Origin of the sequence: Streptococcus australis (assembly GCF_015553625.1) — a bacterium.
Lineage (GTDB): Bacteria > Bacillota > Bacilli > Lactobacillales > Streptococcaceae > Streptococcus > Streptococcus australis_B.
Window position 1 is genome coordinate 154,652 of record NZ_JADNGY010000002.1, and the last position, 18,048, is coordinate 172,699.

Sequence of the window (18,048 nt, forward strand, 5' to 3'; positions counted from 1 at the left end):
ATACTTACTAAACTAAATTATTTTTCCTGATGTTTTTTTCCTCTTTGGTAACCGATGACATAGAAGATAATCCCCGCACCGATACTACCTTGAAGGGTAAAGAGTAGGCTTTCAACTTCTGATCCTGGTGGTTCAAACAAAGGTGAAAACCAAGGTTTATAGTCCTTTTGAATAGTCGAAATAGCATTTTCTGCAGCATCATCCGTACCACTATATTCTACTCCTTTAGGAGCAAATAAGAAAGCACCGACAATAATCACAATAATGGCAGCTAATAACAAAAGATTCTTGTGTTTTTTCATAGGAAGAGTCCCTCTCTTTCTGTCGCATTTTCAGAAATCAAGTTATAGAAGATAACTGTAAGTAGTCCTTCTACAATGGCAATTGGAATTTGCGTAATCAGAAAGACTCCTAAGAACTTAATGGTTGAACCCACAAATCCAGTAGTTGGATCTGGGAAGACCAATCCAAGTTGAAGCGAAGTTGTTGCGTAAGTCGCTAAATCTGCAATCATCGCACACAAGAAGAGTGAGACTGGTTTAGATAGTTTCAAAGAACGACTGAATTTATAAACTGCAAATCCAACAAAAGGACCTACGACTGCCATTGAAAAGGCATTGGCTCCAAGGGTTGTCAACCCACCGTGGGCAAGAAGAAGAGCTTGGAACAACAAACAAATCGTTCCTAGTACACTAATAACAGATGGCCCAAACATAGCAGTTCCCAAACCAACGCCGGTTGGGTGAGAGCTAGATCCTGTTACTGAAGGGATCTTCAATGAGGATAAGATAAAGATAAAGGCACCGGATAAGGCCAACATGGTTTTTGAATTTGGATCTTTTGAAATAATCTTCTTAATTTTGACCAATCCAAAAATGAAGAATGGTAAAAATAGCAAGAACCAGACAATACACCATACTAAAGGTAGATAGCCTTCCATAATATGCATGGCAGCGACCGGTTGAGGTCTAAAAATAATCAGCAAAGCTAGGATAGCAATTGCTAGCATTTTATTATTACGTTTCATAATAGAATTCCTCTTTTCTTACCCCAAGGGGCTTTTTTTTACTAATAACGTTGTAAAATAATCCAATCTATCATCGACTGTTAAGTCCGATACTCCGTACAAAATCCTTTGCTTTTCAGTAGAGGCATGACTGACTAAAAATGTTTTTTCAATCAGGTCGTACTTCTCCAACAAGGGAAGAATCACATCCAAATGATTGGCCACTTTCATAATCACAACTGTATCATGAATCGCCAGTGCTTGGTCAATCTTATCCGCATCTGCTGTAGCAGGAACAACTGCAAAGGACTCTTCATCCATGGTCAACGGTTGGCCCAAAACAGAAGCCATGCTACCAAATGAGGTAATCCCAGGAATGGTTTGGGTATCAATGCTATTCCCAATTAGTCTCAAGAGGTAACTATAGGTACTATAGACCATCGGATCCCCTAATGTGATAAAGCCAACATTCTTCCCAGCCTTTACATCTTCTACAATTTCAGCAGCAATTTGTTCCCATTGAGGTTCTTTCTTTTCTAGCGAACGAACCATTGGAAAATGGCGTTGTTTAATCTCAAGTTGATCGCTGACATAGGGACTCGCAATCGTCAATGCCACACTCTTGGAGCCGCGTTTGGCTTCTGGAGTGTATAAAATATCCAAGGTTTCCAAAATATTTTTAGCTTTAACGGTTACGAGCTCACTGTCTCCTGGACCAATCCCAATACCGTAAAATGTTGCCATTTTTGACCTCCTATTGAATAATTTTTTCTAGGTGTTGAACATAGAGTTCTTGAACACTTGGGTATTCACCAAGTCCAATCAAGTGTGTCTCTACTTGGTATCCTTTTTCTGTAAAGAAGTGCTTCCATGATCCTTCTTCATCCGAACACAAATCATTGGTAGCATGATCCCCAGCCACTAACATAAAGGGAGCAAGATGAACTTTTTTAACGCCTTTAGCTTCCAGACGTTTTTCAAGTAACTCTACCGGAGGATAAGACTCGACACAACCGATATAGACAGCTTCATCCGTCAGCATATGGTCTAAAGCAGCATAGGCAGTAAAGGCATAATGCTGACTACCATGTCCCATAAGGATGGTTGCTTCATCTACATTATTATTATTGTATTCTTTTACAAGAATATTTGCAACATTTTCATAATCTTCTTCACTAAAAAGAAGAGGTTTCCCGATTTTTAGAAGTTCAAAATCTTCTTTAAACTGGTTGGCTTGGTGAACCACTTTTTCATATTCACTTCCCAAGATAATGTGGAGTGGTTGAATATAAACTTCCTTGACACCATCCTTTTTCAATTGTTCCAATAATTGGTTCACAGTTGGAACTGAGATTCCTTCATTTTCTTTAATGCGCTTAATGACAACATTCGAAGTGAAGGCACGGTGGACCTGAAAATCTGGGAACCGCTGTTGGATCGTTTCTTCACAGGCTTGAATGGTTTTCTTTCGTGTTTCAGGATAGGTGGTTCCAAAACTGACGACAATAATTGCTTTACTCATTTTCACTTTCCCTTCTAAAAAAAGTTTGGCAAGCTTTACAAACCGATTTTAAGGTTCTTTCTTCTGTTTCAATCAATTGATGATAGCCAGCTTTTTCCAATACAGATCTGGTATTGTCTCCCATTATGACAATTGGTTTCTCTTTCCAATTCTCTTGGGTTTTCTCCGCCATCAAAATAAAGTGGTAGGCTGCAGCAGAGTTTGGTAAACAAATCAGCTGAATATCCTCTGCATGATAAGTGAAAGATTCACTTTCAAAGGCCACAGAATGAGTGGTGTGGATTGGGAAGCTTAAAACTTCTGCTACTGCTTTTTCCTTAATATCAGAAGTGAGAATGATCCAGTTTCCTTCTTGCTCCCTCATCCGTTTCACAAAATTCTCTTCTGCGAAATCATTGATTTGATCATACAGGCGAATACCTGCTTCTTTAATGGTCTTGATGGTATGATGACCACTTGCTACAATCTTCAGATGGCTGAGAGTCCGAATATCCAGATCTTTTTGTTGCAAATAAGCAACAAAGAAGTTCCAAGAGCTTGGGTCTGTCACTACTAAACCGTCGATATTAGAAAGTTGAGGAAGTTGCAGTTCTTTTGCAAGCAATTTACTTGGAGAATGGAATGCATACACTGTCGCCCCAGCATCCCTCAATAGTTTAGGAAGTTTGGCATTAGGTGTTTCTTGCACCAAGAGGGTTCGACCGAACAAAGGCAGATTTTCATGGTAGTTTAATTCCTCACGAAAAGCAACAACGTCCCCAATCACAATCAAACTTGGTGCTTTCATCTGGTGTTTTTCAGCCAGTTCAACAATGGTCTCTAATTTTCCATCAATGGAACGTTGTTGAGGGTGAGTAGCCCATTCGATAATCGCTACTGGAGTTTCCTTATCGTAACCACGAACCAACAATTCCTCACAAATAGTTTGCAAGTTTTTCATTCCCATAAGGAAGACTAGAGTTCCTTTTAAGTGGGAAATCGCATCCCAATTCAGTGCTTCACTGGCATCTTGTAGATGCCCAGTAAAGACATGAAAGCTAGTCGCGACATTTCTAAAGGTCATGGGAATGCCTGCATAGGCAAGGCCTGCTATAGAAGAGGTAATTCCTGGTACAACTTCAAAGGGAATCCCTTCTTGGATAAGAGTTTGAGCTTCCTCTCCTCCTCGGCCAAAAATATAGGGATCGCCACTTTTTAGGCGAACAACTTTTTTCCCTTCTTTGGCTTTTGCAACCAAGACTTCTTCAATTTTTTCTTGAGAAACACAAGGTTGATTAGGAATCTTACCAACATAGATCTTTTCACAGTTCGCTTTTGTGTAGGACAGAAGCATAGGATTTACTAAGCGGTCATAGATAAGCACTTCCGCTTCTTCAAGTCTCCGTGCTCCTTTAATAGAGATTAATTCTTCATCCCCTGGACCCGCACCTACTAAACTTACAAAACCACTCATCCATTCACCTCTTTCTTTAAATGGGTCTCCAATTCCTCAATAGTTGACACTACTTTAGGATAGTTGACAATAGGTCGTGAAATAATCACACAATCCATTCCAAGTTCTTGACATCCTTCGATTTTTTCTCGAATCCCACCAATACTTCCACTTTCTTTGGAAACAAATACTTCTGCTTTCGAGCGAGCCAGCAATTCTTTGTTGCACTCTTTAGAGAAAGGAGCCTTAATCGCATCAATTTGATCCGGAACAAGTCCCAACTCTTCACAACCTTTTAGAACTTCTGAAGTCGGAAGAACACGAACCACAATACGCGACTCTGGTAAACCATGAACAAAAAGTGGCAAGGTTTTGCTTCCAGTTCCTAAATAGACTGTTTTATATTCTTTCTCTTTGATGTATGCAATGGCTTCTTCTGTCGAATGAACAACGGTAGCACCCGATAAGTCGATGGTAGCTTGTCTTTCAAAGCGCACATATGGAATTCCAGCCTGATTCGCTGCTTTCATCGCTTCTTGAGAGACAATATCCGCAAAGGGATGGGAAGCATCAATAATTTCATCAACGTCATTCTCTTTGATGAAAGCAACCATTTGGTCAGCGGACATTCTTCCTTGGACCACGTTCTGCCCAAATTTAGAAGCTAAATGGCGGCCATAATCCGACACAACAGAGGTAGTCACCGGGATATTCTGTTGCGAGAGGAATTCAAGAATCTCTGTACTTTCAGCTGTTCCACCGAAAAGTAGTTTCATCATAGTGTATATCCTCGAGGTGTGATCATGCGTCCATTTTTCACATAAGTCTCTTTGTTTCCAACAATGACAATTGTAGTCATGTCTACAAGAGTTTCATCCAAGTCTTCAATCGTAGTAAGCACAATTTGTTCTTCCTTACGTCCGATATCCTTACCGATACCGACAATCGTATCTTTGGCTTTGAATTGAGACATAATTTCAAGCGCTCTTGCTAAGTGCTCTGGACGACCTTTACTTCTTGGATTGTACAGACAAACAACAAAGTCACCTTGTGCTGCTGCATGAAGACGTTTTTCAATCATTTCCCATGGAGTCATCAAGTCACTAAGTGAAATATGACAGAAGTCGTTCATGAGAGGTGCTCCCATCACTGCAGCTGCTCCAAGGCTTGCTGTAATTCCTGGTACAACCTTCACTTCAAGCGTATCGTTTTCTTCTAATAACTCGAGGATCAAACCAGCCATCCCATAGACACCGGCATCCCCACTCGAAACAACCCCAACATTTTTTCCAGTTTCGTGAGCTAGATCAATGGCTTTTTGACAGCGTTCAATTTCATGACGCATCCCAGTCGCAACCATTTCTTTATCTTTTACAAGATCTTTGATCAAACGCATGTAGGTAGAATACCCTACAATAATTTCACAATCTTTGATTGCTTGCAATGCCTCTTGAGACATCAATTCTTCTTTACCTGGGCCAAGTCCAATAACGTATAACATATTTATTTCTCCTTGTTTTTAATATTTAATAATTGTTAACTAATTTACCAAGTGCAAATGTTGCACCATTTTGTGCGAACCGTTGGGTTAGCACATTTCCTTTACTTGCAAGATCAGCGCTAGCAAGCGCAACACTTCCAACCCCAACAGTCTTCTTAACAAATTCCGATTGCGGATATTTATCCGCCACCACTAGCAGTTCCTCCTTGGAGTAGGTTTGGAAAGGACAGTCAAGGTGTTGGGCTAATTCTAGTATCGCCTGTTCATTTTTTTTGACATCAATACTAGCAATTTTTGCGATTTCTGAACCGGAGATTCCCTCTTGTTCACAAAATGCATGAAAAGATTCCATAAATGTGGAAGGTGGAAGATCCTTCTTTGCCCCAACTCCTAAAACATAGGGTTTTGGATGAATCAGGGCGACCACTTCTTCGTCAACCTCAACTGCTTGAGAGGTCAACCAAATAAATGGGCTCTTATTAGCAAGGACTTCCTGAATCTGATTTTCTTCAATTACTGTTAAACCTCTCAGGTCAGATACCCAAGGCTTTTCTTGATAAAAATAGACACAGTCCTTATTCGCTAGATAAGAATTAAATACTTTTACTAAGTGGCGCAATTCTTCCCGCCACCCATTTACTTCTTTAGCAATATTATCTAGCGCTACAACATTTTGTGTATCTGTTGCGGTCGTGATTACTGGATTTGAATCTAATAATTCAGCAATTTTAAGTGTAACCTGATTGGCCCCACCTAAGTGACCACTTAACAAACTAATCACATGATTGGCTTTTTCATCCATAACGATCACAGCAGGGTCAGTTGTTTTATCTTTAATAACTGGGGCAATGCCTCTGACAACCGCACCAATCGCCATGATACAAATTAAGACATCGACCTCTTGGAATACCGTCCGAAGTCCTTCAATGACACGCCCTTCAATCGGTACCGTTCGTGAGTCAGCGATTTTCACAGTGGTATAGACCGGACAATCAATCCCAAGTTTTTCCTTGAGCTCTAGTCCTAGATTTTTTGCATTGTTGGTAACCGCCACAATGGCATAACGAGGGGAATCATTTAGCATGCGAACTCAATCCTTTACGGAATTCATGGTGAAAATCTTTGTGATAGAGCTTAGAGTAGTAAAACTCTTCACCCAAGAAATCTCCAACTAAAATCAAGGCAGTTTTTCTAATTTTAGCTTCTTTGACCTTCTCAGCAATGGTCTCCAATGTCCCAAAGACTTTGCGTTCATCTGGCCAAGTTGCCTTATAAATCACAGCGACAGGGGTTTCTTTTGGATAGCCACCCTCGACCAATTCAGCCACCACTTTTTCAATACCCTGTACAGATAAGAAAATGGCCATCGAGGTTCTGTGTTGAGCATAACTTCGGAGTGATTCCCGGTCAGGAACAGGGGTCCGTCCAGCCATACGAGTGATAATCACACTCTGAGAAACTTCAGGGACTGTATATTCTGTTCCGATACTTGAGGCAGCTCCTAGGAAAGAGCTCACTCCAGGAATACAGTCAAATTCAATTCCTCTCTTCTTCATCTCTTCTGTTTGCTCACGAATGGAACCATAGATAGAGAAATCTCCTGTTTGTAAGCGAACGACATCTTTTCCAGCTTTAACTGCTTCCTCCATGACATCGATAATTTCCATCAAATGCATAGACGCGCTATCATGAATCTCAGCACCTTCCTTACAATATTGAAGGAGATCAGGATTCACGAGTGAACCCGCATAAATGACCACGTCCGCTTGGGATAATTTTCGATAACCTTTTAGGGTAATGAGTTCCACATCACCAGGTCCTGCACCTACAAAATGTACAATTGACATACCTTTATTTCCTTTCTGGTTTTACCGCTGAAACAATAATCGTTGGGTTTTGCTGTTTGAAATAATGCCCTTTTCCTAAGGCAGACCATCTGCTCGCTTGGATGGATACGACGTCTAAGTCTTGCCATTCCAGCTCTTCAGCAAGTTGAATTGCTTCCATTGCATTTTCCAAGAGGATAAAGTTTAAAACAAAGCGGCCACCTGGAACTAACAGATCTTCACACCACTCAAAGATTTCTGCCATGTTACCACCGGTTCCACCGACAAAAATAGCATCAAATTGGCCTTCAAGCTCAACAGGAGCTTTGCCCTTTATCAGAGTAATATTCTGACACCCAAAGTATTCAATATTCTCCTGTGTCAAGGCAACAGCGTCCTCATTTTGTTCAATGGCAACGACTTCCAAATTTGGAAAGGAAACGGCTGCTTGAATCGTTACACTGCCCGTACCAGAGCCAACATCCAACATTCTCTTAGCCTTATGTAAGTCTAATTTATCAATACTGATTGCTCTGACTTCTTCTTTGGTCATGGGAACCTTTGCTCTAATAAATGCCGAATCCTTCATTTAGTATTACCACCACATTCATTTCATATTGACGATCGATTACTTGATCTTCTGCTAAAATTTCAATTTTTTCATCTTCATAGCTAAGATTTTCACCAATGACTAAGACTTTTTTCAATCCCCGTTTCATCGCTTCTTGGGCTATTTCATAGGGACCAATTTTCTTATCCGTCACCATAAATACCTTGGGTAGAGAAAGCAAGAAATCAAAATCAGGAATTTTTGCATGACTACTTGTTAAGTAGGCATCATTCATAGGGAGAAAGACTTTGCTTGCGAGGTACTGGAAGGAAGAAATTCCTGGTTGAACCACCACGCGCCCTTTAAATTTCTCAGACAACCATTTTCCCAAACCATAGATCAGGGGATCGCCTGATGCTAGATAGAGGATGGTTGAATCTTCTGGATAAGACTCTATTAGTTGAGCTAACTCAGCCAGTTTCTTTGGTGGTACAATCCCTTTTTCTTGATAGGCAGCTGGAAGGATTTCTAAATGTCGCTCACTTCCAAGAATATAATCTGCCTTCTTATATATTTCTTCACTTCCTAAAAGTCCATAGGAAGGGGCTCCTGGCCCTATTCCAATTACATAGATCACGTCCATTCCTCCGCTATTTCTTCTAATGTTTGAGTTGAAGCTAGATAGCCAGCTTCTGTCCCAAAGGTTACTACATCAATACTGACTTCCGGCTTCCGATTTCGCAGCAACCGCTCCGATCGGAATTTCATCTTGTCCACTAGCACTTGATAAACTTCTTCGTAGTGATACTCCTCAATTAAAGTTCCCGCTGCATCTGTTGTAATGCACTGATCCACTTTCTCAAGAAGTTCAACTGGAGCACCCAACAAGGCGAGATTGGCCATAATGATTTCCATTCGCGCATCTGAGTCTTTACTATGAGTTGAGAAAATCCCACCAGCCACCTTGACAAATTTACCCATATGACCAACCATCAGGACCCGAGTAAAGCCGATCCGCTGGACTTCTTTTAGGACATGACCAACAAAGTTACTCATATTCACAATTCGATGAGGTGGAATCCCCAGCACATTGGTCGCAAAGTCCTCGCCGTAATTTCCGGGAGCTAACACAACCGATCGATAGCCTTGATTGTACAGCATGGTTAATTCAATCGTAATGGACGCCTTCCAACTCTCTTCTGACATGGGATTAACAATTCCTGTCGTCCCCAAAATGGAGATCCCTCCTACAATTCCTAAGCGTGAATTATAGGTCAACTTGGCTGTTTCTTCTCCACCCGGTACCGAAATTATAATTTTTGCACCGCAGTTTGGACCAAGTAATTGTCGGGCTGTTTTTTCAATCATCGCCCGAGGAGTTGGGTTGATCGCTGCCATTCCAACATCACATTTCAGTCCTTTTTGTGTGACGCGCCCCACACCTTCTCCTCCATCGATCTCAATGTCGTTTGAATCCGGCAAGAGAGTCACTGTCGAATAAATCAGGAGTCCGTGCGTCGCATCTGCATCATCACCACCATCCTTTTCGACAGCGGCACTGGCAGTAAGTTCACCAAAAGAAGGATCTTTGATATCCATTGTTACTTCGACACCATTCGCCGTAGAAACTGTAACTTTTTCTTCGATATCTTGATTCAAAATCATACTAATCGCTGCAGCTGTCGCAGCGGTCGCACAGGTTCCAGTAGTGAAACCTTTTCTTAGTTTTTTTCCATTGACATATGCGTAATGATCCATATAGTTCCATTTCCTTCACTACTTAATTATTTGGGACTACGAAGCGTTGGTAATCATCCATTTCTTGTTTGTACTGGTACAGAATAGCATTTACTACTGCTGCTGCAATCGTACTTCCACCCTTACTTCCCAATGCAACAATAGAAGGAATTGGGCTTTCATGGAGTTTTTGTTTTGATTCAGCCGCACCGACAAAGCCAACCGGAACACCAATAACAGCATCAGGGACTAATGTTCCTTCTTCTACCATATCCAAGACTTTAAAGATAGAAGTTGGGGCGTTTCCGAATACAAACAACTTAGGACCCAACTCATTGGCCGCATGTTCTACCGCTGCCATAGAACGAGTGATCCCTTTTGCCTTAGCTTCTTCAAAGATTGCTGGTTCATTGACCAAGCATCTGTAGGCCACCCCTAGTTCATCCAAGATTCTTTTATTAAATCCACCTAGAACCATGGTCGTATCTGTAAAAATGGTCCCCTTATTTTTGATAACATCCAAAATATGGTCGATGGCATCATTTGAAAATTTGATATTGTAGAGGTAATCGAAATCCGCACTCGCAAAAACAACGCGTTTCCAAACCGCTTCATGAAATGGATTATCAAAAACAATATCTGGGTGTTCTTGATCAATAATTTCTTGAATCTTTTTAAAACTAGCTTCTTCAATCTGATTTGATACTTTTATATAGTTCATAAATACCCTATCCTTTTTTATCATTTAAAGCTGTTGAATAACGAACATAGTCTTCTGTTACGATTGTTTGCATTTGATAGATAATCGCATTAATAATGGCCACGACAAGGGTGCTTCCCCCTTTACGTCCTTCATTGACCATGGCAGGCAAGTCGGTCTCTAATAAAGCTTCCTTAGACTCTATGACATTAATAAATCCAACAGGTACACCGATAATCGCATCTACCTCAACTTTTTTCTCTTTGATCAAATCAAGGAGATGGAACAAAGCAGTCGGAGCTCCACCAAAAGCAAATACTTTAGGTCCTTCGATCTCTGTTGCTTTTTCAACAGCAGCCATTGCTCGAGTAATGTTTTTTTCCTTAGCAAGTTGGATGACATCTTCATCATTAATGAGGCAACGGTAGGAAACACCCATTTGGTCCAATACGCGTTTATTGATCCCATTTAAAGAAATGCTGGAATCAACAATGATGGTCCCTTTATTCTGAATCACGTCAACAATTCGCTCATTGACATGATTGATAAATTTCATGGTATAGAGATAGTCAAAATCACCTGTGGTATGAATGGCGCGTTTAATAATAGCCTCTTCCATGTCTTCATGAAATTCATAGCCAGGATGATCCTGATCGATCACCGATTGAATGATCTGAAAACTTTTTTCCTCAATTGAGGAAGGGTTTTTAATATAGGACATACATACTCCTCTTTTAATAAATTACAAGAATAAAATAAATAATTGACAAAACGAAAGTTGAAACTGTCGTCGTCATATAAAGCATAGAAATGGAGGTTAAAATATCCTCTGCTTCTACATTTCTAACTGGGTCTCCAATGGTTGGTTTGGAAATCAACTCGCCATGATAAACATGAGCTCCCCCTAGTTGAATCCCTAAGGCGCCTGCAACAACCGATTCAGGGAAAGCACTATTTGGACTTGCATGTTGGTAGCGATCTCTCCAGCCAATTTTTAAGGCATTCCTGAAATCCAATTGCAAAATTCTAGCACTGGCTAACATAAAGAACCAGGTTAAACGAGCAGGGATGAGATTGACCAAATCATCCATCTTAGCTGAAACAAAGCCAATCTTACGATATTTAGCTGTTTTATAGCCCACCATTGAATCTAGCGTATTAATAGCCTTGTAGCCCATTGCTAAAACTGGTCCACCAAGAAATAGGCATAATAAGGGACCGATTACGCCATCACTAGCATTTTCTGCTACCGTTTCGATGGTCGCATTACAAATTTCAGGAATGGAAAGATGATTTGTTTCTCTCCCCACAATCATGCCAACCTGATATCTAGCCTGTTCAATGGAACCAGACTGAACCGCTTTGTAGACCTTAAGAGCTTCAAAAGCAAGAGAACGAGTTGCCAAACAAGTGTAAGCCAGATAAATCCAAGCGATCCAATAGAGAATAGGGTGAAGTTGACTAGCGCCCCACAAAATTCCATAAGTAATGGAAACTGTTAAAGTAACCGTGGAGAACCACAGAAGGATTCCAAACAGAAAAGGAAATTTTGATTTTAGGTTCTCTAGTTTCAAACAAGCATAAATAAAATTTCCAATCAGCTTAACGGGGTGGGGCCAAGAATAAGGATCTCCAATTAACCAATCCAGAAGGAGAGCGATAAAAATTGCAATAACTATCATTTCTTAGACTCCAAGATATAATCAAGCCAATTCATAAGGAGTTGTTCCTTTTGATAAAAGTGAACATGGAGGTAACTTGCAAAAGTTTTCCCTTTCTGGTAGCCCCCAGTCCAATTGGAAACCACTTCTCCGTCTCTTTCTTTTCTAAGGTTTAAAACTGTTTTTTCAGAAGTATTGAAGATGGAATGATGGAACTCATGACCTCGAACTTCCGTACCAGACGGACCAAATAAAGAATTTTCGTTGGTGGTTGCAAAACAGTAACCAAACCGTTTTAGACCATTAGTCATCACACTCGTGCCATCAAATATCCCAACCATTTCATAAGAATGATCTTCGATCTCAAGATTTTTTCCAAGATACATCAAGCCTCCACATTCAGCATAAATGGGGATTCCTTTTTGATGAGCTTCTAGAACGGATTCTCTAAAGGAGCGATTATCAGATAATTCTTTTGCAAACAACTCCGGATATCCCCCACCAAAATAATAGGCATCAGCTTCCGGTAACCGTTCATCTTTTAAGGGACTAAATGGAATGAGCTCGACATTAGCACTTCTTAACAAATCCAGATTGTCTTCGTAATAAAAATGAAAGGCGTCATCCAGTGCATAAGCAATGGTTAACGGGGTAGAATTCTCAAGTTTGAATGGAGAAGAAAGTTCAATTGACTCTCTATCAACCTTCTCCAATAGACGCTCAAACTGAATGGTTTTTTTAGCCTGCTCTCCAAGAATAGCAAACTTTTCTTCAAGATCATCCATCTCCACATCCGGAATCAATCCCAAATGCCTTGAAGGTAGTTCAACTTGAACATTTTTTGGAAAATAACCCAAGACTTCTATATCAGTGTAGCGCTCAATCGCCCCCTTAATCAGCTGATAATGGGTTTCCGAAGCCACACGATTGACAATGACACCAACAATATTTACCGCTGGATCAAATGAAGAAAAGCCATGGACAATTGCTGCCGCTGAAGTCGAGGTTGATTTCCCATCAATAATTAAAACAACAGGTAGATTTAGCTGTTTGGCAACAGAGGCAGAAGAGGCACAATCTTTATCTATTCCTAAACCATCATAGAGTCCCATCACCCCTTCTACCACTGCGACATCAGAATTATGATGCCAACGATAATAAGACCAATTCAAGTGATCTGTTTCTGGAATTAAAAAACTATCTAGGTTACGAGATGGATTTTTCGTGATACGGCTATGGTAGGAAGTGTCAATATAATCAGGGCCTACTTTGTAAGGTTGAACGATATAACCCATATCTGTTAAAGCTTTCAAGACAGCCAGTGTAATTGTTGTTTTTCCAACACCACTTGATACACCAGCCAACATAAACTGCTTCATCTAAACACTCCTTTAATCTCTAAAAAAACGGAGCCAAAAAAAATACGACTATCTTTTGTAGCTCCGTTGCTTTATTATTTTACTTAACACTTCGTTGTGCTTAACTTGAAATTTATCGAGACAAGTTAATATTATTTTAATATAAATTATAGTAAATGTCAATAATTTTCGGAAAACGTTCACAAAAAAGGGCATGATAAACATGCTCTTTCTCCTTTATATGTTTAGTCTTATCCTTGCCAATCTGCTGGATAAGTCACATAAATAAAGCGCGCTTTATCCTTAACAGAGAACTGAATATCGCTTCCCTTTGGAATAAAGATGATTTCACCCGGACCAGCACTCATCACTTCATCACCAGAGATAACATCCAAACGACCTTCGATCACATAATCAACTTCATCATAGTCTAAATGCCAAGGGAATGTTGTCTTGTCCATTGTCATCAATCCTAAGCCAAGTCGAGGACTTTCTTCAAGAGTCAAAAGATCACGTGTATAGACTTGATGTTCAGGATTTCCTGTGTCCAAACGATCTTCAGGACGAACATCTAAGCTTGGTAGTGAAATAGAAGCTACACCCGCTTTACTAACACGTTTAGCAGAACCTTTACCTGCCAATTCTTCTAGAAGAATTTTGCGAACCAAAGATTCAATATCTGTACGATTATAATCCATTTACCAATACCTCCGATTAGGCTTCTTTCTTAGTCAAGAAGTAGGCAAGTAATAGGGCAGTAACCCCACCTACAAACTTACCAATCATCATTGGAACAATCATCTTAGGAGCTTGTCCAGCTGTAAATCCTAAGTGGTCCCCGATAACAAATGAAGCAGATACAGCAAAGGCAATATTTAAGATCTTACCACGTTTGTCCATATCTTTTAACATCTGGAACATAGCAATGTTGTTTGCCAAAGAAGCAACCAAACCAGCAGCTCCTACTTCGTTCATTCCCAATGATTTACCGATTGCTGAAAGAGGTTTGTTAGCTACTTTAGTAAAGACAGCAACTAAACCAAATGCACCAGCCAAGGTTACAGCGATTGAACCAACAACGACAAATGCTTCTTGTAGGGTTTCTGCACCTTTTGGATAAAGTTCAAGCAACCATTTATTACCAGTCAAGAGTTGTGCAGCACCAAATGCCAAACCTAAAGTTGCGATCACAACAATGATTTGACCAAAGATTTCAAAACCTTTAATCATTCCATTTGGAATAAGAAGTAAACCTAGGAAAATAAGAGCAGAGACGATTACGATAGGGATCAAGTTGATTAACAAAGTACCAAATGATAAACCTGGAACTAGAAGTCCACCAACTAAACATCCGACAGGTACGGTTACCAATCCGTACAAGATACCACGGGCTAAGAATGGACGATCTGATTTTTCAATAATCCCTAAAGCAACAGGTATCGTAAACACAATTGTTGGTCCCATCATAGAACCTAAAACATAGGCTGCAAAATCACCAACAGCTTTATCTTGTGCCAAACTTAAGGCTAAAGGAGCTCCCCCCATATCATTCGCAATAAAGGTAGTCGCAAAAATAGAAGGATCCGCACCAACCATTCCATAAAGTGGAACAATTACAGGTTTCAATAAATCTGCAAGCAAAGGAGCTACAACCATGATCCCAGCCATTGACAAAGCCAAGGCTCCCATAGCCATAATACCTTCTTCAAACTTTTCACTTAATCCTAGTTTCCCACCGATACATTTATCAACTGCACCGACAAGCATAAACAGAACCATAATGTAAATGATAATTTCATTTATACTCATAAATTAATCCCTACTTTCAATAATCATCCAGTTGATACTCAACTTTATCAATGATACCTACTATGACCATATCTACTGGGACATCCTGTCTATTCAAACTCACACGAGCTGAACTTCCTGTAGTGACCAACACTTGATCACCTTCACCAGCACCAATACAATCAGCAGCAATGACTAAGGCAGGATCTGTTTGATGGTCATCCAGTTGTCGTTCGACCACTAAAAACTTTAATCCATTAAGTTTTTCATCTTTTCTCGTAGCCCATAGACTTCCTTTCACTTTCCCAACAAACATCTCGCTACTCCTTATTCTTCTATTATAATATTGTGACGTTTCAAATAGTCTTTCGCAAGAGCGGTCACAATCATTCCTTTTTTAATCCGAATCCTATCATGATCAGATAGGTTCATTTCAATTAACTTTTTTTCAGTTAATAAGCCAACCTTTTCAACAGATTTCGGTTGAGTTTCATTCTTTGTCACATCATTTAAAGGTTTATTGTTTTCTCCACCAGTAGATTCTTCTAGCAATGATAGCAATTCTTCTTTTTTATAGAATTGAACACCATATCGAAGAAGTTTTTCGTATTGTTCTTGAAGATCTTGAAACAATAAGGCTTTTGAGGTTTGTTTAAACTGATGGAAGTCAAATGATTCTACTGGAACCAAAACTTTCTTTCCTTTCAACAAACTTTTAATGACAACAGCTTCATCAGCATTTAGCGGACACAAAGAAGCGATTCGCATCATTGCATCAAAACCAATTGATTCTACTAGAATGATGTCAGCACTACTTGATTGTTTCACAACTTGATAACCTTCTTTCGTTACGATTTCAGGAATATCAAATGCTCCGATAACAAATATTGAGGCCTTATGCGTTTCAACCTGTATTTTATCCATTAAACGGTCTGTAATCAAGTCTACGATCTTATCTAGATTCTCCATTTTTGACCTACCTCCAACAACCAATACTAGTCTTTAATAATCCGACCACGGATTCCTTTGCTAAAACCACAAGCATTGGCTTCATCGTAATCGATATGCATATAAGTTGCAAATTTTGGACTCACACGAATCACAACGTCATCAAAGATTAAAGGTCTTGCTCCTTCAACTTTAACTTTTACAATATCATGATTTTTTACGCCCAATTTTTCAGCATCTTCAGGTGTCATATGAACATGGCGTTTAGCAACAATCAAGCCTTTGTCCAAAGAGACAGACTTATCACCATTTACTAAGACAATACCTGGAGTACCTTCGATATCACCACTTTCTCGAATAGGAGCTTTAACACCTAATTGCAAGCAGTCCGTAAGTGATACTTCAACTTGTGATTCTTTTCTAACAGGACCTAAAATAACTACATTATGATAGGCTCCTTTTGGTCCCACTACCGTTAATCGTTCCTTTGAAGCATACTGACCAGGTTGAGATAAGTCTTTCGCCTTTGTCAATTCATATCCTGTTCCAAACAGTGCATCTAATTCCTTACGACTTAAATGGACATGTCTACCACTAGCTTCTACTTCAAACGAACCATCAAGTTCATTTTGAATCCTATCAATAACTTTATCAATTAAATTTTCTAATGACATTGTTATTCTCCACATTCTATTCTAAAGTAAGCCATACTAATACTTCAATCGATTTCAATAATGCGATCAGTTTCTCAGCATAAATATCCTGAGTACCGGATACTACAAGAGCTAATTCCTTTCGAATATTAGCAATCTCAATATATAACTCATAACACGAAAGTTTCCAACTCTCACATTTGAAATCAACTTGTACACTTCCTTGATCCAACTGTTTAATCACCCGAACAGATTGTAACTCTTCATTCGTACCAAGATTTTGATTATAGTATGATATATCATCTTCAATATAACAACCTACAATTTTTTCTATAATATGGAGAAGATTTCCTAATTGTTCTACTTTGTCATCAAGAAAAGCAAGGTGGAGTTCTTTTTGGCATCTTAGAAAATACGTATATAGTTTCGTTAGCTTGAAAAGTAGTGGATACACAGCAGACTCTTCTAGAGACGAAACAGTCTTATGAAATGTTTTGCTAATCTCTGTTTGAGTTTTTATTTTCGAATCAGTATAAGCTATCTGAATATGGCGATCATGCAAGAAACCTTTTGCTGCTGGAGTCAATTTATCATCACTCGAGAGTTTGAGAACGTTTTGCTCACTAACCTGTCCATCTTTCATTAGCTTTCTAATTCGAGATTCAGTATAAACTGTCATGCATTCACATCCTTCTACCACAAATTAACTACAGGGATACAACGAGGTTGAGATTTAACTTCCCAACCTCGCTCAGCTATTAACATGAATGAATATTCTTTACATCAAAATGCTTATTCCTATCAAAACATTAATTGCTGATTACCTGCATGAGAAATTTTGAAAATCTACTCTTTATGAGGTAGGATTACTTCTACTTCTGAATGTGGACGTGGGATGACATGTACTGAAATTAATTCACCTACGTTTTCAGCTGCTGCTGCACCTGCATCTGTCGCAGCTTTAACCGCACCTACATCACCGCGAACCATTACAGTTACCAATCCAGCACCAACTTGTTGTTTACCGATCAATGTAACGTTTGCTGCTTTTACCATAGCATCTGCTGCTTCGATAGCACCTACTAAACCTTTTGTTTCAACCATTCCTAATGCATTTGCGTTTGACATATTCTTTTCCTCCTATTATAAAATCTAATTATTCAGCTGATGGATGTGGTAGAATGACTTCTACTTCTGAGTGTGGACGTGGGATCACATGAACTGAAATCAATTCACCTACGTTTTCAGCTGCTGCTGCACCTGCATCTGTCGCAGCTTTAACCGCACCTACATCACCGCGAACCATTACAGTTACCAATCCAGCACCAACTTGTTGTTTACCGATCAATGTAACGTTTGCTGCTTT

General features: G+C 39.6%; 24 protein-coding genes. All 24 read right to left on the bottom strand.

Annotation, left to right across the window (positions count from 1 at the left end; all coding sequences use genetic code 11):
- Positions 1-17 precede the first annotated feature (17 nt).
- Entirely contained in the window at positions 18-302 is a 285-nt protein-coding gene (locus I2D56_RS02200) for an energy-coupling factor ABC transporter substrate-binding protein (protein WP_195347879.1), read from the bottom strand.
- The gene (locus I2D56_RS02205; RefSeq protein ID WP_195347880.1) at positions 299-1,027 is read right to left on the bottom strand and encodes an energy-coupling factor ABC transporter permease; all 729 of its coding nucleotides are present in this window, start codon (positions 1,025-1,027) and stop codon (positions 299-301) included. The genes I2D56_RS02200 and I2D56_RS02205 overlap by 4 nt, the downstream gene beginning before the upstream one ends.
- Before the next feature lie 18 nt (positions 1,028-1,045).
- A complete protein-coding gene (locus I2D56_RS02210; RefSeq protein WP_006596210.1) occupies positions 1,046-1,750 on the bottom strand; it encodes a cobalt-factor II C(20)-methyltransferase in 705 nt (234 codons plus the stop codon).
- A 10-nt stretch (positions 1,751-1,760) separates the two neighbouring features.
- Entirely contained in the window at positions 1,761-2,528 is a 768-nt protein-coding gene (locus I2D56_RS02215) for a sirohydrochlorin cobaltochelatase (RefSeq protein ID WP_195347881.1), read from the bottom strand.
- A complete protein-coding gene (cobA, locus tag I2D56_RS02220; RefSeq protein WP_195347882.1) occupies positions 2,521-3,981 on the bottom strand; it encodes a uroporphyrinogen-III C-methyltransferase in 1,461 nt (486 codons plus the stop codon). The genes I2D56_RS02215 and cobA overlap by 8 nt, the downstream gene beginning before the upstream one ends.
- Positions 3,978-4,739: a precorrin-6A reductase gene (cobK, locus tag I2D56_RS02225; protein WP_195347883.1), complete on the bottom strand. Its 762-nt coding sequence runs from the start codon at positions 4,737-4,739 to the stop codon at positions 3,978-3,980. The genes cobA and cobK overlap by 4 nt, the downstream gene beginning before the upstream one ends.
- Complete coding sequence (gene cobJ, locus I2D56_RS02230) at positions 4,736-5,461, bottom strand: precorrin-3B C(17)-methyltransferase (RefSeq protein ID WP_195347884.1); 726 nt, start codon at positions 5,459-5,461, stop codon at positions 4,736-4,738. The genes cobK and cobJ overlap by 4 nt, the downstream gene beginning before the upstream one ends.
- A gap of 25 nt (positions 5,462-5,486) precedes the next feature.
- Positions 5,487-6,545: a cobalt-precorrin 5A hydrolase gene (locus I2D56_RS02235; RefSeq protein WP_003006927.1), complete on the bottom strand. Its 1,059-nt coding sequence runs from the start codon at positions 6,543-6,545 to the stop codon at positions 5,487-5,489.
- Positions 6,535-7,308 carry a cobalt-precorrin-4 methyltransferase gene (locus tag I2D56_RS02240; RefSeq protein WP_023023490.1) on the bottom strand — a complete coding sequence of 258 codons (774 nt, stop codon included), beginning with the start codon at positions 7,306-7,308 and terminating at the stop codon, positions 6,535-6,537. Before I2D56_RS02240 ends, I2D56_RS02235 begins: the two co-directional genes overlap by 11 nt.
- 4 nt (positions 7,309-7,312) lie before the next feature.
- The gene (locus I2D56_RS02245) at positions 7,313-7,876 is read right to left on the bottom strand and encodes a decarboxylating cobalt-precorrin-6B (C(15))-methyltransferase (RefSeq protein ID WP_042507465.1); all 564 of its coding nucleotides are present in this window, start codon (positions 7,874-7,876) and stop codon (positions 7,313-7,315) included.
- Entirely contained in the window at positions 7,854-8,480 is a 627-nt protein-coding gene (locus I2D56_RS02250; RefSeq protein ID WP_023023494.1) for a cobalt-precorrin-7 (C(5))-methyltransferase, read from the bottom strand. The genes I2D56_RS02245 and I2D56_RS02250 overlap by 23 nt, the downstream gene beginning before the upstream one ends.
- Positions 8,471-9,595, bottom strand: a complete 1,125-nt coding sequence (gene cbiD, locus I2D56_RS02255) for a cobalt-precorrin-5B (C(1))-methyltransferase CbiD (RefSeq protein WP_195347885.1) — start codon at positions 9,593-9,595, stop codon at positions 8,471-8,473. Before cbiD ends, I2D56_RS02250 begins: the two co-directional genes overlap by 10 nt.
- 22 nt (positions 9,596-9,617) lie before the next feature.
- Entirely contained in the window at positions 9,618-10,295 is a 678-nt protein-coding gene (locus I2D56_RS02260; protein ID WP_195213824.1) for a cobalt-precorrin-8 methylmutase, read from the bottom strand.
- Positions 10,296-10,302: 7 nt separating this feature from the next.
- Positions 10,303-10,995, bottom strand: a complete 693-nt coding sequence (locus I2D56_RS02265; protein ID WP_023023500.1) for a cobalt-precorrin-8 methylmutase — start codon at positions 10,993-10,995, stop codon at positions 10,303-10,305.
- A 13-nt stretch (positions 10,996-11,008) separates the two neighbouring features.
- Positions 11,009-11,956 (bottom strand): adenosylcobinamide-phosphate synthase CbiB, encoded by a 948-nt coding sequence (cbiB, locus tag I2D56_RS02270; protein ID WP_195347886.1) that lies wholly within the window; start codon positions 11,954-11,956, stop codon positions 11,009-11,011.
- The gene (locus I2D56_RS02275) at positions 11,953-13,314 is read right to left on the bottom strand and encodes a cobyrinate a,c-diamide synthase (RefSeq protein WP_195347887.1); all 1,362 of its coding nucleotides are present in this window, start codon (positions 13,312-13,314) and stop codon (positions 11,953-11,955) included. Before I2D56_RS02275 ends, cbiB begins: the two co-directional genes overlap by 4 nt.
- Positions 13,315-13,544: 230 nt before the next feature.
- On the bottom strand, positions 13,545-13,991 hold the full coding sequence (locus tag I2D56_RS02280; RefSeq protein WP_003006908.1) for a cupin domain-containing protein: 447 nt from the start codon (positions 13,989-13,991) through the stop codon (positions 13,545-13,547).
- 16 nt (positions 13,992-14,007) lie between these two features.
- The gene (locus I2D56_RS02285; RefSeq protein WP_195347888.1) at positions 14,008-15,102 is read right to left on the bottom strand and encodes an ethanolamine utilization protein EutH; all 1,095 of its coding nucleotides are present in this window, start codon (positions 15,100-15,102) and stop codon (positions 14,008-14,010) included.
- A gap of 16 nt (positions 15,103-15,118) precedes the next feature.
- Positions 15,119-15,397 (bottom strand): EutN/CcmL family microcompartment protein, encoded by a 279-nt coding sequence (locus tag I2D56_RS02290; protein WP_003006905.1) that lies wholly within the window; start codon positions 15,395-15,397, stop codon positions 15,119-15,121.
- A gap of 11 nt (positions 15,398-15,408) precedes the next feature.
- On the bottom strand, positions 15,409-16,050 hold the full coding sequence (locus I2D56_RS02295; protein ID WP_195347889.1) for an ethanolamine utilization protein: 642 nt from the start codon (positions 16,048-16,050) through the stop codon (positions 15,409-15,411).
- Positions 16,051-16,076: 26 nt separating this feature from the next.
- Positions 16,077-16,703, bottom strand: a complete 627-nt coding sequence (eutD, locus tag I2D56_RS02300) for an ethanolamine utilization phosphate acetyltransferase EutD (RefSeq protein ID WP_023023508.1) — start codon at positions 16,701-16,703, stop codon at positions 16,077-16,079.
- 16 nt (positions 16,704-16,719) lie between these two features.
- Positions 16,720-17,361 carry a hypothetical protein gene (locus tag I2D56_RS02305; RefSeq protein ID WP_195347890.1) on the bottom strand — a complete coding sequence of 214 codons (642 nt, stop codon included), beginning with the start codon at positions 17,359-17,361 and terminating at the stop codon, positions 16,720-16,722.
- A 167-nt stretch (positions 17,362-17,528) separates the two neighbouring features.
- Positions 17,529-17,810, bottom strand: coding sequence for a BMC domain-containing protein (locus tag I2D56_RS02310; protein WP_006596190.1), 282 nt, complete (start codon positions 17,808-17,810; stop codon positions 17,529-17,531).
- A 28-nt stretch (positions 17,811-17,838) separates the two neighbouring features.
- On the bottom strand, positions 17,839-18,048 hold a 210-nt coding region (locus I2D56_RS02315; RefSeq protein WP_195347891.1), incomplete at its 5' end, for a BMC domain-containing protein.

Coding starts and splice junctions, on each gene's coding strand:
- I2D56_RS02200 (WP_195347879.1), bottom strand. CDS start 302: ATGAAAAAACACAAGAATCTTTTGTTATTAGCTGCCATTATTGTGATT.
- I2D56_RS02205 (WP_195347880.1), bottom strand. CDS start 1,027: ATGAAACGTAATAATAAAATGCTAGCAATTGCTATCCTAGCTTTGCTG.
- I2D56_RS02210 (WP_006596210.1), bottom strand. CDS start 1,750: ATGGCAACATTTTACGGTATTGGGATTGGTCCAGGAGACAGTGAGCTC.
- I2D56_RS02215 (WP_195347881.1), bottom strand. CDS start 2,528: ATGAGTAAAGCAATTATTGTCGTCAGTTTTGGAACCACCTATCCTGAA.
- cobA (WP_195347882.1), bottom strand. CDS start 3,981: ATGAGTGGTTTTGTAAGTTTAGTAGGTGCGGGTCCAGGGGATGAAGAA.
- cobK (WP_195347883.1), bottom strand. CDS start 4,739: ATGATGAAACTACTTTTCGGTGGAACAGCTGAAAGTACAGAGATTCTT.
- cobJ (WP_195347884.1), bottom strand. CDS start 5,461: ATGTTATACGTTATTGGACTTGGCCCAGGTAAAGAAGAATTGATGTCT.
- I2D56_RS02235 (WP_003006927.1), bottom strand. CDS start 6,545: ATGCTAAATGATTCCCCTCGTTATGCCATTGTGGCGGTTACCAACAAT.
- I2D56_RS02240 (WP_023023490.1), bottom strand. CDS start 7,308: ATGTCAATTGTACATTTTGTAGGTGCAGGACCTGGTGATGTGGAACTC.
- I2D56_RS02245 (WP_042507465.1), bottom strand. CDS start 7,876: ATGAAGGATTCGGCATTTATTAGAGCAAAGGTTCCCATGACCAAAGAA.
- I2D56_RS02250 (WP_023023494.1), bottom strand. CDS start 8,480: ATGGACGTGATCTATGTAATTGGAATAGGGCCAGGAGCCCCTTCCTAT.
- cbiD (WP_195347885.1), bottom strand. CDS start 9,595: ATGGATCATTACGCATATGTCAATGGAAAAAAACTAAGAAAAGGTTTC.
- I2D56_RS02260 (WP_195213824.1), bottom strand. CDS start 10,295: ATGAACTATATAAAAGTATCAAATCAGATTGAAGAAGCTAGTTTTAAA.
- I2D56_RS02265 (WP_023023500.1), bottom strand. CDS start 10,995: ATGTCCTATATTAAAAACCCTTCCTCAATTGAGGAAAAAAGTTTTCAG.
- cbiB (WP_195347886.1), bottom strand. CDS start 11,956: ATGATAGTTATTGCAATTTTTATCGCTCTCCTTCTGGATTGGTTAATT.
- I2D56_RS02275 (WP_195347887.1), bottom strand. CDS start 13,314: ATGAAGCAGTTTATGTTGGCTGGTGTATCAAGTGGTGTTGGAAAAACA.
- I2D56_RS02280 (WP_003006908.1), bottom strand. CDS start 13,991: ATGGATTATAATCGTACAGATATTGAATCTTTGGTTCGCAAAATTCTT.
- I2D56_RS02285 (WP_195347888.1), bottom strand. CDS start 15,102: ATGAGTATAAATGAAATTATCATTTACATTATGGTTCTGTTTATGCTT.
- I2D56_RS02290 (WP_003006905.1), bottom strand. CDS start 15,397: ATGTTTGTTGGGAAAGTGAAAGGAAGTCTATGGGCTACGAGAAAAGAT.
- I2D56_RS02295 (WP_195347889.1), bottom strand. CDS start 16,050: ATGGAGAATCTAGATAAGATCGTAGACTTGATTACAGACCGTTTAATG.
- eutD (WP_023023508.1), bottom strand. CDS start 16,703: ATGTCATTAGAAAATTTAATTGATAAAGTTATTGATAGGATTCAAAAT.
- I2D56_RS02305 (WP_195347890.1), bottom strand. CDS start 17,361: ATGACAGTTTATACTGAATCTCGAATTAGAAAGCTAATGAAAGATGGA.
- I2D56_RS02310 (WP_006596190.1), bottom strand. CDS start 17,810: ATGTCAAACGCAAATGCATTAGGAATGGTTGAAACAAAAGGTTTAGTA.